We start from the raw sequence: 14,651 nt of genomic DNA on the forward strand, positions 1-14,651 counted from the left end.
CACCGGCGTTGCGCACGCCCGCCCCAGCTCTGAAAGACGACCCTTCCCAGAGCACATACCTGGAAGCACCTCGGGTAAACCTGGGAACGGACCGCACCACGCAGGGGCTCATTCCCGGCGTTGGCCCCAACACCATGGCCCAGCTTCCCAGCGACGCCCGCCAGGTGTTGGTCGCGACATCGGCTCAACCTTCCGACACGGCTTCGTCGCTCAGGCTATACGAATACCGTGACGGAAAGTGGCAACACGTCAAGGCTTTTGCCTCCCACAACGGGCGCGCCGGTTGGCGTGAAAACCGTACCGAAGGCGACGAAACCACTCCCGCTGGCGTGTTTTCCTTGTCGGATGCCGGAGGAACGCTGAAGAACCCTGGTTCTAAACTGCCGTACACTCAGGACACCAACTTGTCGGCAACCGCGCAGAACGTGTACGGGCCCGACTACGCTGAAGTTTTCGACTACGTCATCGCAATTGACTTCAACCGCGTCACGGGCACCGCACCCACCAACACCGAACGCCCGCACGGCAAGAAAATCGGTGGTGGCATCTGGTTGCACGTCGACCACGGAAAAGGAACCAACGGGTGTGTGACAGTGCAAAAGGATGAAATGGCCTGGCTTCTGCGCAACCTCGACCCGGGCAAGAACCCTCACATCGTCATGGGCGACCAGGCGTTCATCTCCAAGTGACCCCAGCAACCACCGACCCAACCACCGACCTCTGGACGGTCCTGCCTCAACACCGCCCACTGCCTCCCACCTCGGGCGAACCCCATCTTGTCGAACTCTACGACTCCCACATGCCACCTGACGGTGTCCGCGTGCAGTCCAACATGGTCATCAGCGTGGACGGTGCCGTAGCTGGCGCCGACGGCCTGTCGCGTTCCGTATCTACCCCAGCCGATATGCGGGTGTTCTCCGTAGTGCGGTCACTTGCCGATGCGGTGGTGGTGGGCGCTCAGACCGTCCGCACCGAACACCTCACTCGTATGTCTGCCAAGCCGGCCCACCTTGACCAACGCCACGCTCGCGGACAGGACCATGTCCCCGTCATGGTGATTGTGACCTCCAGTGGGAACCTTCCGTGGGACCGCATCAATGCGCGCGGAACGTCACCCGTTGTGGTGGCCACGAACACCTCAGACCCACTCGTCCGTGCAGACCTGAACCGTCACGCTGACGACGTTCTCGAATGCGATCTGAGCCCGCAAGCGGTGAAGGACGCCCTTGTTGCCCGAGGTCTGCGTCGCCTTGTGTGCGAAGGTGGCCCCAGCGTGTTGGCACAGTGGATGGATGCCGGGCTCATCGATGAAATGTGCCTGACCGTCTCACCTAAACTGCTGAGCACCCCGGGCGCTCCCCGGTTGTTCGGTGAGGGGATTGTAACTGCGCGAGACGTTGAGGTTTTGAGCCTGGTCACCGACGGCCAGTCCATGATGTACCGGCTCAAAGTACAGACCCGCGACTCTAGTCGTTGAGCAACCGCGTCATCCAGTTAGCGACGTCGTCGTTCCACTGCACGGGGTCCACGTTCCACTCTTTTGTGTGACGCGCTTTTTTCCACGGCGGCATGGTGACCAGGTCGTTTCGCACAGCCGCCAACGCACGCGACGGCCCTACCGGCACGAATTCGTCGTCATCGGAGTGGATCAACAGCACGGGCACGGCCAGTTCCGCCGCCCTGCGCACCCAGTCCATCCGGTCCAGGTCCAGCGGGGTTTCCAAACCAGTGAACGGACGCGCCCACGGGCGAGTGATCATGTCCAAGGTCAAACGCGCAACCGGTGTGGGCAGGAAATTCTTCCGGGCCTGGTGGTCCAAAACGTTGTACCAATCGACAACCGGGCCGTCCAAAACCATGCCTTTCACGCGGTCGATGTGACGACCTCGGGACGCAGCCTGGAAAGCGATCGCACCACCCATCGACCAGCCGAACAGCACCACGTTCTTAGCGCCGTTGGCCAGCGCCCAGTCGATCGCAACATCCACGTCCAGCCATTCGGTGTCGCCCAGGCCGTACCGGGACGTGCTTTCGCGGGGCGCCTCGGTGTCGTTGCGGTACGCAATGGCCAAGGAAGGCACGCCGAGGTCGTTGAGGACGCCCGCTGCCCGCAGGCCTTCCGCGCGGGAACCTGCACGCCCGTGAACCAGGATCGCCCACGTGTCCGACGGGGTGGGGTCGGTTGTGGGGAGGAACCACGCGGGCAGTTCACCTGCGTCGGACCGCAGTGTGATGTCTTGGTATGGAAGTCCGGTAGCACTGGGGTGCGGGTAGACCACCCCGGTCAGCCGACCCCAGCGGGCGGTGCGCAAATCACCTCGGGTGACTGAGATAACTTCGCGCGACACGGTCTGGGAAACCGGGTCATATTCAATGATGTCGCCGATCTGAGCATGCCCTTGACCGGAGTTGAAGAACAGGCCGTACGTTCCGTTGACCAAAACGTCGTCGTCGGCGCTCAAGTGGACGATCATGTCGTCGTCAAAGCCTTCAACGTGAAGGATCTCGACATCTTCGGGAGCAGTTTCTGGGACAATCAGGCGACGAGCAAAGTACACCGCCAGCCCCGACGACGCGACCGAAGCGAGCAAACCAATTCCGGCCCCCACACCGATTCCGGTCAGGGCGTACCGCCATCCGCGTGAAACGTGCGCTGTCATAAGAACCTCCTTGTCAATCCTAAACACGTCACGCAAAACCAGAAAGACATAAAGTTCACATAAAGGAGGAAAACATGGAGCGATCAGAAGCAGAATGGCGAGAGATCTTAAGTCCCGAGGAGTTTTATGTTCTGCGCCAAGCGGGAACCGAACGACCCCACACGGGTAAGTATGTGAATGAGACGCGCACAGGCACGTACTCGTGTCGCGCGTGCGGGGCTGCGCTGTTCAGTTCCGAGACCAAGTTTGACGCGATGTGTGGCTGGCCCGCGTTCTTCGCCCCGCTGGCAGAAGACCGCGTGCGCTACATTCGCGATATGTCCTTAGGTATGGAACGCGTGGAAGTGCGGTGCACGGCATGTGACTCCCACTTGGGCCACGTGTTCTACGGAGAAGGCTTCGATACACCCACAGACGCCCGCTTTTGCATCAACTCGGTGTGTCTGACACTCGAGGATTAAGCGGGCGTCTGTGGGTGTCTGGCTAGACGCCTGAACGGTTCGGGCGCTTTTAACGCCAGCCGGAAATGATGTCGACCAGTTCCTTACGGGGACCAGTGAAGAACGGGATCTCCTTGCGTACGTGCATCCGCGCTTCGGTGTTACGCAGGTCGCGCATGAGGTCAACGATGCGCTCAAGGTGCTGGGCCTCAAACGCGAGCAACCATTCGTAGTCTCCCAGGGCAAAGCCCGACACGGTGTTGGCCTTGATGTCCTTGTAGCCCGACGCCGCTTTTCCGTGGTCGTGGAGCATCTTGCCACGTTCGCGTGGTTCCAGCAGGTACCACTCGTACGAACGGACAAACGGGTAGACGCACAGGTATTCGCCTGGGTCGTCGTCGGTGAGGAACGCAGGAACGTGCGAGCGGTTGAACTCGGCTGGGCGGTGGATTCCCACCACGGACCACACGGGTTCAAGAACCGACCCCAGTGCTGAGGTGCGGATCGCGGCGTACACCTTCTGCAGGTCTTCTACCGCAGGTGCGTGGTACCAGAACATGATGTCGGCATCGGCGCGGAAAACCGACACGTCGTAGATTCCGCGCACAACCACGTTGTCCACCTGCGAAATCGCTTCCGTGAGCTCGTTAGCCAGGTCCTCGCGGTTCAGATCACCCAAGTCACCTGCGACCCGGAAAACCGAATACGACAAGTAACGGATCTGCTGGTTGAGCTCTTCAGCTTCGTGCCTCGAGGGCGCTTCGTAGTCTTTCATGCTGTCCTTTCTGTCATAAGACGCTGTACTTCACTTCTTGCTCGGTTGATGCAGGCTGGGATCCCTACGCCTTCGAACGCGTTCCCCACAAGCCCCAGCGTGGGAATCCGTTTCACAACTGAATCTACGCCAGAAACCATGTGGGCGTGACCAGGTTGGTACTGTGGCAACGCTCCCACGTGACGCCACACCTCGGTGTGCAGAACCCGGTCGCTACGCCCCGTGATCGACATCCAATCAGCCACCGACTTCTGGGCAAGCTGTTCATCCGTGTGCGTCGCAAGTTCGGTACTGCGGTATCTGCCCACACTCATGCGCACAACAGCGGTGCCGTCTGGAATACGCGCCTGCAACCACGGCCACTTGTTCGACGCGAACGTAGAGGCCTTAATAAACGTGGGTTCATTGGGCGGAATCAAAAAACCCGAACCGGTAAGCTCCGACGCACACTCAACAACAGCCGTGACCACTGCCGAATCAGCGGTCTCTACCCGCTCAAGGGCCGCGCCGGCGCCCGCAAGTTCAGAATTTCCCAGGTCCTCACCCAACGACCCCAGTAGCTGCCCCGCGACAGGCGCAGGCGTCGCTACCAACACACGGTCTGCCACCTCGGCGCGTTCCCCCTGCGGATCACTCACCGTCAGCGAGTACCCAGCCCGCACACGGCTCACCTTCTCCCCCAGCCGGAACGTCACGCCCAGTTCGCGGCAGCGCTCATACAGGGCACGCGCCAAACCGTTCATGCCACCGTCCAGGCTCACAAACACGGGACGGGCGGTGGTTCCGGGGATGTTCGCGCCCTGTGTGACGCGCCGGGAGGCCAGGATCTGATCCACCGCATCCAAGACCGAGGTGTTCTCCCGTGCCGCTGTCTCCAAAGCTGGCAGGGTTGACCGTAACGACAAGTGGTACGCCGAGCCCGCATACACCCCGGCAAGGAGGGGATCCACCAGGGTGTCAACGACCTCGGCACCCAGACGCTGGGCAATGAAATCTCCCACAGCCGGATCTTGGTGCGGACCCGCCAACTGTTCCTGCTGTATGCGCTCAATGCCAGCCGGGCTGAGCACGTCGCTCACATCCGTGTGGCGGCCGGGCACGCCCATCAATGTGCCTGCCGGGATCTTGGTCAGCTGCCCGTTTACAAGGAGCTGCGACTTGTGTTCCGTGGACGGATACTGGGGCTCAAGGCCCAGCTGTTGCATGAGTTCTCGGGTCTGGGGGCGGGCGTACAGACTGGCTTCGGCCCCCACATCGCCGTGGGCATAACCGCCAAGATCAGAGCCCACGAGGCTTCCACCTATTCGGTCATTCGCCTCAAAAACGGTCACCTTCTCACCCGCTTGAGCCAGCTCAAACGCGGCGGTCAAACCGGAGATACCTGCGCCAATAACGGCTGTGCTCACGCGAACTCACCCGATGCGATAAGTCGGGCCGACATCGTGTGGACTTCCTCCACAATGCGCGTGAGCACGGTTGGGTCAGATGTGGGGAGAACCCCGTGGCCCAGGTTGAAAATGTGGCCACCGTGACGCAGACCGGCCCGCACAATGTCTTCGATCTTTGATTCGATGACCTCCCACGGCGCGAAGACCAGGGCCGGGTCCAGGTTCCCTTGTAGCGCCTGGCCGGGTTGGACCCGCTTCGAAGCATCTTCCAGTGCCACGCGGAAGTCGACGCCCATGACCGAGGACCCCGCACGGGACATGGAGCCCAACAGTTCTCCCGTAGTCACACCAAAGTGGATGGACGGGACGTCGTTGTGGGCGAGCGCGTCAAAGACGGTGCGCGAATGAGGGAGAACATAGCGCTCATAGTCAGCACGGTTCAGGTATCCAGCCCATGAGTCGAACAGCTGGAATGCGTGCGCCCCCGCGTCAAGTTGAGCCTGGATGAACGTCGCGGACATGTGGGCGAGTTTGCTCAGGATCGCCGAAAACAGTTCCGGATCCCCCAGCATCATGGCCTTGGTTTTCTCGTGGTTCTTACTGGGGCCACCCTCAATGAGGTAGCTGGCCACCGTAAACGGCGCTCCCGCGAACCCGATCAGCGCGGTGTCGTCTGGAAGACCTTCGCGGGTGAGGGTCACCGCCTGGGAAATCGCGTGGCACATTTCTGCTGTGAGGTCTGGGATTCGGGCCAGGTCTTCACGCGTGCGCACGGGGTGGGCAAACACTGGGCCCACACCCGGTTTGATCTCGACGTCCATTCCGGCGATCTTCAAAGGCACAACAATGTCGGAGAAGAAGATAGCCGCGTCCACGCCGTGCCGACGCACCGGTTGCAAGGTGATCTCCGCGGTGAGATCGGGCATGAGGCAGGCGTCGAGCATCGCGATTCCTTCGCGTGCCTCCCGGTACTCCGGAAGCGACCGGCCAGCCTGCCGCATAAACCACACGGGAGTACGACTGACAGGCTCAGACAATGCAGCACGAGTAAGCGTTACCATGCCCTTCATCTTTTCAGACTTACCCAGCGGGTCGCCACACGCTCACTCTGCAATATGCCAAGTCTCACAAGACCTCCGCGTGGGAGCTTCACTCCCCTACCTACAAAACGTACATTAGAAACGTGGTCGCTCCAGTCCCCTTTACTCCAGAGCCGTTTGCGCAAGCCTCAGACGTGTTGCGCACATTTTGCGAATCCGGGTCCACACCACACATCAGCCTGGAAGAGATCCCCGCTCCCGGTCGCTTAGCCCCCTGGGCCTTTGCCCTCAACGGAGACGTCGATGCCAATGCCGTCCCCCACACTCCCAGTTGCGAAGACGAAGTCGCCACAGGCCGGGTAGTCCTCCTGTACGACCCGTCCGAACCAGAGTCGTGGAAGGGGCAGTTCCGGCTAGTCACCTATATCCGCGCCGAACTCGAGCACGAACTGGGCCACGAAGCTCTTTTAGGGCCCGTCGCGTGGTCATGGCTCACGGATGCCCTCGAATCCCACGAATGTAACGTGACCGAGGTGGGAGGCACCACCACCCGTGCCTTGAGTGAGTCTTTTGGCACCCTGGCAGCACGACCCGCCACGATCGACTTAGAAATGCGGGCTTCCTGGACTCCCGTCATCCAACACCCCAAAGAACTTAAGTCCCACGTTCACGCATGGGCGCACCTGCTGTCCACAGTGGCTGGGGTTCCCCCTCTTCCGGAAGGAGTCTCGGCATTTCCGGGTCGCCTCCGCTAACCCTGCTGTCTGAACCTGAGCAAGGGGTCCCTCCCGTCACCGACTCCCCGGAGGACCTCCATACTGTTGCTACCCAACTCGAACACGGTCACGGGCCGGTAGGGATCGACACGGAACGCGCCTCGGGAATCAGATACGGCAACCGTGCATTCCTTGTCCAACTCAAACGCGAAGGCGCAGGGATCGTCCTGATCGATTCAGAAGCGCTCCCCGTGTTGTCTTCCTTAAACGCAGCCCTCCACGGGGTCGAGTGGATCCTCCACGCGGCAACGCAAGACCTGGGGTGCCTGGCCGAAAAAGGGATGCGCCCCGACGCACTCTTTGACACCGAACTCGCCGCTCGCCTGCTCAACTTTGAACGCTTCGGACTGGCCTCACTGACCGAAGAGATCATGGGCGTGACCTTGGCTAAAGAACACTCAGCCGTCGACTGGTCCACCCGGCCACTCCCCCACGAATGGCTCGCTTATGCGGCACTCGACGTCGAAGTACTGGGCCATCTGCGCACCGAACTCGCTGACCGCCTACGCTCAAGCGGCAAATGGGAATACGCCCAGCAAGAGTTTGACCACCTGCTGTCGTTTACGCCTCCTGTTCACGACGAACCGTGGCGGCGCACCCACGGCTTGGGACGGGTTAAAACCGCCCGAGGTCTGGGTCGCGTCCGTGCCATGTGGGCCCTGCGCGACGACCTGGGAGAAGAACGCGACATCGCCCCGTCCCGAATTCTCCCCGACCGCGCGATGATTGCGCTCGCAGTGGAGTCGGTGAAGTCTGAAAGAGACGTCAAGCGTCAGTTTTCGCGCATGGACTCCGAGGACGCAGGCGAGTTCTTCCGCGTTATCAAAGCAGCCGACCGCCTGCCCGACTCGTTTATGCCACCTGTGCGGAACACACCTCGGGTCAAGCGCGCAGACCGAGTGACGTCAAAACAGCGTTTAGAGCACATGAAACCGGCAATTGCTCAGATTGCCAAGGAACTGGACATGCCACACGACCTGGTGGTGACTCCGCGCTATGTGAAACGCCTCGCGACACTCACCACGATTGGCGACGAAGGTGACATTGCCGATTTCTTGCGGGACCAGGGAGCACGGCCCTGGCAGATCGAGCTGGTGACAGAACCCCTGGCCAAGGCAGCACACGCCTCGGGGTCGTAGGACGCTACTCGCTGACCTGCTTGAGCAGATCCGGTGGAAGCATGTCCATGATTTTTTCCACCATGTCGTCAATGTCGAGACCGGCATAAGACAGGATCTCTTCACGGGTTCCGTGGGGCAAGAACGAATCGGGAACTCCCAGTTCAACAACACCCGTGCGCACCAGTTCATCGCGAAGGTCTTGGCGAAGCTGGGAACCGATCCCACCTACCTTGACGCCATCTTCAATGACTGCGACCAGCTCGTGTTCAGCGGCCATGTCCAGGACCGACTGCGGAACGGGAAGAACCCAACGCGGGTCGACAACCGTGGAGCTCAAACCCTTTTTTGCCAAGGCCTCCTTGACGGCCAGAGCGCGGTCTGCCAGGGCACCGACCGACACAATCAGGATGTCGGCACTTTCAGCGTTGTTCGCGTCTGTGCCTTCTGGAACGGCCAGAATGTCCACACCATCCGAGGTGCGTGTGAGCGCGTCGATATCGGAACCGACTTTACCTCGGGAGAACCGCACAACCGTGGGAATGTCGCGAATCTCGATCGCTTCGTTGAACTCTTCCGCCAGGCGTTTGGCGTCGCGCGGGGCCGCAAGGCGCAGATTCGGCACGATCTGCAGCATTGCCATGTCCCAAATTCCGTGGTGGGACGCGCCGTCGGGGCCCGTGACGCCTGCACGGTCCAAAACAAACGTGACGCCCTGATTGTGCAGGGACACGTCCATGAGAAGTTGGTCAAATGCACGTCCAAAGAAAGTGGCGTACAGGCACACTACAGGGTGCAGGCCGCCGTATGACAATCCAGCTGCCGAGGTCACGGCGTGCTGTTCGGCAATTCCCACGTCGAAAACGCGTTCGGGGAACTCGTGGGCGAATTTATCGAGCCCCACTGGCTTGAGCATAGCTGCCGTGATCGCCACGATGTCTGTGCGTTTGCGCGCTGCCTTGACGATCTCTTCACCAAAGACCTGTGTCCACGACGTTGAGGATTTCGTTGTCGCCTTCCCGGTTGCCGGGTCGATGACGCCCACAGCGTGGAACTGGTCGTCTTCGTCCTGAATGGCGGGAGCGTATCCGCGGCCCTTTTGCGTAATGGCGTGGACAATAACGGGCCCGTATTCGTACTTCTTTGCCCGGTAGAGCGCGCGTTCCATCGCTTCGAGGTCGTGGCCGTCAACTGGACCGATGTACTTGATTCCGAGTTCGTCGAACATTCCGGCTTCACGCGAAGACACCATGTCTTTAAGCCCGCGTTTCATGCCGTGAATAGCTGAGTACACGGCTCGCCCGGGAGGCCCGGACTCTTGGAGTTGTTCTTTGCCCCACGACAGGAACTTCTCGTAGCTCCCCATGGTGCGCAGGTGGTCGAGGTGTTGTGCGAACCCTCCGACCGTAGGCGCGTATGAGCGTCCGTTGTCGTTGACGACAATGACCATTTTCCGAGGTGGTTCCGACTTGTCGGCGCCAATGTTGTTAAGTGCTTCCCACGCCATTCCGCCGGTCAGCGCACCGTCACCGATCACCGTGACCACGTGCCGGTCGAGTTCACCGCGAAGCTGGTGTGCTTTTGCGATTCCGTCTGCCCATGACAGCGCGGCGGACGCGTGTGAGTTCTCGATGACGTCGTGTTCGCTTTCGGCTCGCGACGGATAGCCTGAAAGTCCATGACGCTGACGCAGGGTGGGAAAGTCGTTGTACCTTCCGGTGAGCAACTTGTGGACGTACGCCTGGTGGCCCACGTCGAACAGAATTGTGTCGTGCGGTGACTCAAAAACGCGGTGGATTGCGGTTGTCAGTTCGACGACACCCAAGTTGGGCCCCAAGTGCCCGCCCGTTGTCGACACAATTGATATGAGGTAGTCGCGAATCTCCTTTGCGAGAACCTGGCATTCAGCCACAGAAAGTGCTCGCACATCGGCAGGAGATGCGATGCGTTCAAGAAACGTCACGGACTTACCTCGTGTTGTAGTCGTATAGTCGAGTCACTATCCTAACGCCTGCAGAAAGCGGACTGCACGTGCCACACAGGCATTGACGTCGCCTGTCACACTCATTGAGAGTGATACCGAAAATGTACGATGGTGATGAAGCTCTGCCCTCACATGATCCCCATTTAAGGTCTGCGCATGACGAAACTACGTTTAAACCTCATTCTTGTGGCAGTCGCGGGCGTCCTCGTCACTGTACTGGTTGCGATCGGTTGCCTTGCCTTTTACCTGTTTACCGGCCCGCGGAACCCAGTACAGGACGTCGAAATCTTCGACGATGCCCAGATACTCGACTCCACTCTTGTCGAACGAGAGCTATCCCAGGTAAACACGTTCAAGGACACGCGCGTCATCGTGTGGACTCGAAACGGTTCACCCCAGGACAATATCAACGCCGAAACACTCAACTGGGCACGCCAGCACCAAGATCTCAACTTGATGTCCGGCCCTGCGTGGTCCAATGGCACGTTCATCATCACCGTGTCCGTTGAGGACAACTCGACCCGCGGCTCGGGCCAAGTGGGCACGTACTTTGGCGAAGACATCAAAATCGCTAGCACTGAAGCACAGACAGAACTGCGTGAACCCGGCTACCAATACTTCAAACAACGCAATTGGTCGCAAGGAGTCGTTGCGATCACTGAAGCTAACGCGAGACGCATGGCGCGCCCAGCCGTGCGCAACCCCACTGTTTTGCAAGGAATCGCGCTTGCAGTCGCCGTTTTCAGCGTCGTGAATTTTGTTTCCGCTTTCAGGCGTGTCAGGCGGTTCGAATCCGATGCCAAGGTGTTCGACGCCGTCACGGTCAATGTGAACGAGCGCGTCGCGGCGACAGATTTCATTCTCGACGAAGGTTTTGGGGCCAAAATTCACAACGCGGCGGGAACGCTTTTGCGCAATTACACGGATGCTCTGGATTTACGTGACTCCATTAAGTCCACGTCATTCTTCGCGCTCAATGTTCTCAACCGGCCCCTCAAGAAGCGCGTCGACGCATTTTCTGACAAAACAGACCAGATTGAGAACGCCACCGACATGGTGGACCGGGCAACTGCCCTATATTCGCGTGACGAACAGAACTGGCAAGCCGTATGGAAGCAAGAGATCGACGACACCCGCTCGCACCTCAAGACAGTACTGAGCGACCGTACACTCGCGACCAAGGCAGACTCATCCCTGTACCAGTCACTGTGCGAGTTCGCCAAGGAAAGTATCCAGAAGCTCGACCAGATCGAGTACGGCGTGGCCTACGACGACGGAACGAACACCTCGGCGTACCTGGACCAAATTGCGCGGATCAGGGAAGAACTTACGTCACGCATGAACAACATTCATGAAGATGTTCTACTTCGCTCTGGCAAACAGAAGCGGTTCATCCAGGAGGCCACTGAACGCAGTCTCCGAAGTAACCGGGCGCGCTCACACTCACTGACCGGGTACTTCGACACACGCTCCTTCTACGCTCCCGCCGCATTTGCCACCGGGTACAACAACGGGCTCCGCGACTACCGCAGTTACCAAGATTCTCACCACAGTGGCGGTAGTGGCGGAACCACAACTGGCTACGGCAGCAGTGGAGGCGGATTCTCCGGAGCAGGAAGCTCGTCGCGGTTCTAGACCCGCGAGCTCAGCCAGCGCTGGTTCAGCAACACCCCCCAGCATTTGGCCAACAAAAAGCGCTCCGGGTAAATACCCGGAGCGCTTTTTATGTGAGGCTGTTAGCCCTTCTTGACCAGCTGGCGCAGAACGTACTGCAAGATACCGCCGTTGCGGTAGTAGTCTGCTTCACCTGGTGTGTCGATACGTACGACTGCGTCGAATTCGACCTTCTGGCCGTCTTCCTTGGTCGCAGTGACGTGAAGGGTCTTAGGCGTGGTTCCCGAGTTGAGTTCGGTAATGCCTTCGATGTCGAAGACCTCAGTGCCGTCCAGACCCAGCGATTCAGCGGTTTCGCCTGCAGGGAACTGCAGTGGCAGAACGCCCATACCGATCAGGTTGGAACGGTGGATACGTTCGAAGGACTCCGCGATAACAGCGGCAACACCCAGGAGCTTGGTACCCTTGGCAGCCCAGTCACGCGACGAACCTGAACCGTATTCCTTACCACCCAGAACAACCAGCGGCGTTCCAGCCTTCTGGTAGTTCATCGCTGCATCGTAAATGGTGGTCTGAGGAGCGCCTGCCTGCGTGAAGTCACGCGTGAAGCCACCCTGAACACCGTCGAGCAACTGGTTCTGGAGGCGGATGTTGGCAAACGTACCGCGCACCATGACTTCGTGGTTACCACGGCGGGAACCGTAGGAGTTGAAGTCCTTGCGTTCGACACCGTTAGCCACCAGGTACTGACCCGCAGGCGTGTCAGCCTTGAACGAACCAGCTGGCGAGATGTGGTCGGTGGTCACCGAGTCGCCTAGCTTCGCAAGAACGCGTGCGCCCTTGACGTCGGCAACAGCGTCAGGTTCGAGCGACATGCCGTCGAAGTAGTTTGGCTTGCGCACATAGGTCGAGTTCTCGTCCCATGCGAACAGGTTTCCTTCAGGGGTGTCGATTGCCTGCCAGCGTTCGTCACCGTCGAAGATGGTGGAGTACTTGCTGTCGAACATTTCAGTGTCAATCGAGGTTTCGATGACCGATTCGACTTCTTCAGGTGTTGGCCAGATGTCCTTGAGGTACACGTCAACGCCGTCAGCGTCCTTGCCCAGAGGCTGCGATTCGAAGTCGAAGTCCATGCTTCCCGCAAGTGCGTATGCGATGACCAGAGGAGGCGAAGCCAAGTAGTTCATCTTGACGTCTGGGCTAATACGGCCTTCGAAGTTACGGTTACCGGAAAGGACCGCCGTCACAGCGAGGTCGTTGTCCTGGATCGCCTGTGAAATTTCGGTCTCCAGCGGACCGGAGTTACCAATACAGGTCGCACATCCGTAACCGACGACGAAGAAGTTGAGAGCTTCGAGGTCTTCGAGCAGTCCCGACTTTTCGTAGTAGTCGGTGACAACACGTGAACCGGGAGCAATCGAGGTCTTGACCCATGGCTTGGAGTTCAGGCCACGCTTGCGGGCGTTGCGAGCCAACAGACCAGCAGCCATCATGACCGATGGGTTGGACGTGTTTGTACACGAAGTGATCGATGCGATTGCAACGCTACCGTTGGTGAGTTCGAACTCGCGTCCGTCGCCCATCTTCACTGGAGCGGACTTCGCTTCTTCACCTGGCTTGGTGTAGTTAGGCAGGTCCTTAGCGAACTGCGCCTTAGCGTCGGACAGTTCGATGCGGTCTTGCGGACGCTTAGGTCCGGCGATCGAAGGAACAACCGTGGAGAGGTCGAGTTCGAGGTATTCGGAGTACTCAACTTCGTTCTTAGGGTCGTGCCACAGGCCCTGTTCCTTGCAGTATGCCTCAACCAGGGCGATCTGCTCTTCGCTACGGCCGGTGAGCTTGAGGTAGTCAAGCGTCACGTCGTCAATAGGGAAGATCGCTGCGGTGGAACCGAATTCGGGGCTCATGTTACCGATGGTGGCACGGTTAGCCAGAGGAACAGCGGTCACACCTTCACCGTAGAACTCTACGAACTTTCCAACCACACCGTGCTGACGGAGCATGTCGGTAATAGTCAGAACGACGTCGGTTGCAGTCACACCGGAAGGAATCTGACCGGTGAGCTTGAAACCTACAACACGTGGGATCAGCATGGAAACTGGCTGACCCAGCATTGCTGCTTCGGCTTCAATACCACCTACACCCCAACCGAGGACACCCAGACCGTTCACCATGGTGGTGTGGGAGTCGGTACCAACGAGGGTGTCAGGGTATGCACGCTTCACACCGTCAACCTCGCGGGCCATGACAACGCGAGCCAAGTGCTCGATGTTGACCTGGTGGACGATACCCATACCTGGAGGCACGACCTTGAAGTCGTCGAATGCGGTCTGACCCCAGCGCAGGAACTGGTAGCGTTCGCCGTTGCGCTGGTATTCGATGTCCATGTTGCGTTCGATTGCCTGCTCGGTTCCGAACGCGTCAATCTGAACTGAGTGGTCGATCACGAGTTCAGCAGGAGCCAGTGGGTTAATCTTCGAAGGGTCTCCGCCCAGTTCCTTCACGGCTTCACGCATGGTTGCCAAGTCCACGATGCAAGGAACACCGGTGAAGTCCTGCATGACCACGCGAGCCGGAGTGTACTGGATCTCCGTGTTTGGTTCAGCCTTCGCGTCCCACTGAGCGAGCGCTTCGATGTGCTTCTTGGTGATGTTAGCGCCGTCTTCAGTGCGCAGCAGGTTTTCCAGAAGCACCTTCAGGCTGAAAGGAAGCTTTTCGGAACCCTTTACGGCGTCTAGGCGGTAGATTTCGTACGACTGAGCACCAACGTCCAGGGTGCTCTTCGACTTAAAGCTGTCGACAGTACTCATGGTCTCCTCTTTTGGTTGCGAAGATACCGGCAACTGCGGGTCTGTC

Annotated in this window: 12 protein-coding genes; 6 read left to right on the forward strand and 6 right to left on the reverse strand. The window is 59.3% G+C overall.

Annotation, left to right across the window (positions count from 1 at the left end; all coding sequences use genetic code 11):
• Together MHX53_RS08785 and MHX53_RS08790 are read left to right on the forward strand one after the other, a co-directional pair.
• Positions 1-689, forward strand: a 689-nt coding sequence (locus MHX53_RS08785; RefSeq protein ID WP_239272269.1) for a L,D-transpeptidase family protein, incomplete at its 5' end; no start/stop codon positions are given.
• A complete protein-coding gene (locus MHX53_RS08790; RefSeq protein WP_239272270.1) occupies positions 686-1,477 on the forward strand; it encodes a dihydrofolate reductase family protein in 792 nt (263 codons plus the stop codon). The genes MHX53_RS08785 and MHX53_RS08790, both read left to right, overlap by 4 nt.
• Here the strand turns inward: MHX53_RS08790 and MHX53_RS08795 are convergent.
• Positions 1,467-2,660: an alpha/beta hydrolase gene (locus MHX53_RS08795; protein ID WP_239272271.1), complete on the reverse strand. Its 1,194-nt coding sequence runs from the start codon at positions 2,658-2,660 to the stop codon at positions 1,467-1,469. The two genes, MHX53_RS08790 and MHX53_RS08795, sit on opposite strands and share 11 nt — an antisense overlap.
• Positions 2,661-2,734: 74 nt before the next feature.
• On the opposite strand from MHX53_RS08795, the gene msrB reads away from it, so the two are divergent.
• A complete protein-coding gene (msrB, locus tag MHX53_RS08800; RefSeq protein WP_239272273.1) occupies positions 2,735-3,121 on the forward strand; it encodes a peptide-methionine (R)-S-oxide reductase MsrB in 387 nt (128 codons plus the stop codon).
• A 49-nt stretch (positions 3,122-3,170) separates the two neighbouring features.
• On the opposite strand, the gene hemQ is transcribed toward msrB, so the two are convergent.
• From hemQ to hemE, 3 genes are read right to left on the reverse strand one after another with little or no spacing between them, the layout of a single operon-like run.
• On the reverse strand, positions 3,171-3,875 hold the full coding sequence (hemQ, locus tag MHX53_RS08805) for a hydrogen peroxide-dependent heme synthase (protein WP_204515841.1): 705 nt from the start codon (positions 3,873-3,875) through the stop codon (positions 3,171-3,173).
• Positions 3,872-5,281, reverse strand: a complete 1,410-nt coding sequence (hemG, locus tag MHX53_RS08810) for a protoporphyrinogen oxidase (RefSeq protein ID WP_343212364.1) — start codon at positions 5,279-5,281, stop codon at positions 3,872-3,874. The genes hemQ and hemG overlap by 4 nt, the downstream gene beginning before the upstream one ends.
• Positions 5,278-6,324, reverse strand: coding sequence for a uroporphyrinogen decarboxylase (hemE, locus tag MHX53_RS08815; protein ID WP_239272275.1), 1,047 nt, complete (start codon positions 6,322-6,324; stop codon positions 5,278-5,280). Before hemE ends, hemG begins: the two co-directional genes overlap by 4 nt.
• 122 nt (positions 6,325-6,446) lie before the next feature.
• On the opposite strand from hemE, the gene MHX53_RS08820 reads away from it, so the two are divergent.
• Together MHX53_RS08820 and MHX53_RS08825 are read left to right on the forward strand one after the other, a co-directional pair.
• Positions 6,447-7,058, forward strand: a complete 612-nt coding sequence (locus MHX53_RS08820; protein WP_204515840.1) for a DUF3000 domain-containing protein — start codon at positions 6,447-6,449, stop codon at positions 7,056-7,058.
• Positions 6,977-8,218 carry an HRDC domain-containing protein gene (locus MHX53_RS08825; RefSeq protein WP_239272277.1) on the forward strand — a complete coding sequence of 414 codons (1,242 nt, stop codon included), beginning with the start codon at positions 6,977-6,979 and terminating at the stop codon, positions 8,216-8,218. The genes MHX53_RS08820 and MHX53_RS08825 overlap by 82 nt, the downstream gene beginning before the upstream one ends.
• A 4-nt stretch (positions 8,219-8,222) precedes the next feature.
• Here the strand turns inward: MHX53_RS08825 and dxs are convergent, their stop codons facing one another.
• Positions 8,223-10,160 carry a 1-deoxy-D-xylulose-5-phosphate synthase gene (gene dxs, locus MHX53_RS08830; protein WP_239272279.1) on the reverse strand — a complete coding sequence of 646 codons (1,938 nt, stop codon included), beginning with the start codon at positions 10,158-10,160 and terminating at the stop codon, positions 8,223-8,225.
• A gap of 177 nt (positions 10,161-10,337) precedes the next feature.
• On the opposite strand from dxs, the gene MHX53_RS08835 reads away from it, so the two are divergent.
• Positions 10,338-11,816, forward strand: a complete 1,479-nt coding sequence (locus tag MHX53_RS08835; RefSeq protein WP_239272281.1) for a DUF5129 domain-containing protein — start codon at positions 10,338-10,340, stop codon at positions 11,814-11,816.
• Between the two features lie 101 nt (positions 11,817-11,917).
• Here MHX53_RS08835 and acnA read toward each other — a convergent pair whose 3' ends face one another.
• On the reverse strand, positions 11,918-14,605 hold the full coding sequence (gene acnA, locus MHX53_RS08840; protein ID WP_239272283.1) for an aconitate hydratase AcnA: 2,688 nt from the start codon (positions 14,603-14,605) through the stop codon (positions 11,918-11,920).
• Between the last annotated feature and the right edge of the window lie 46 nt (positions 14,606-14,651).

The organism is Brevibacterium sp. ACRRH (genome assembly GCF_022346365.1).
Lineage (GTDB): Bacteria > Actinomycetota > Actinomycetes > Actinomycetales > Brevibacteriaceae > Brevibacterium > Brevibacterium paucivorans.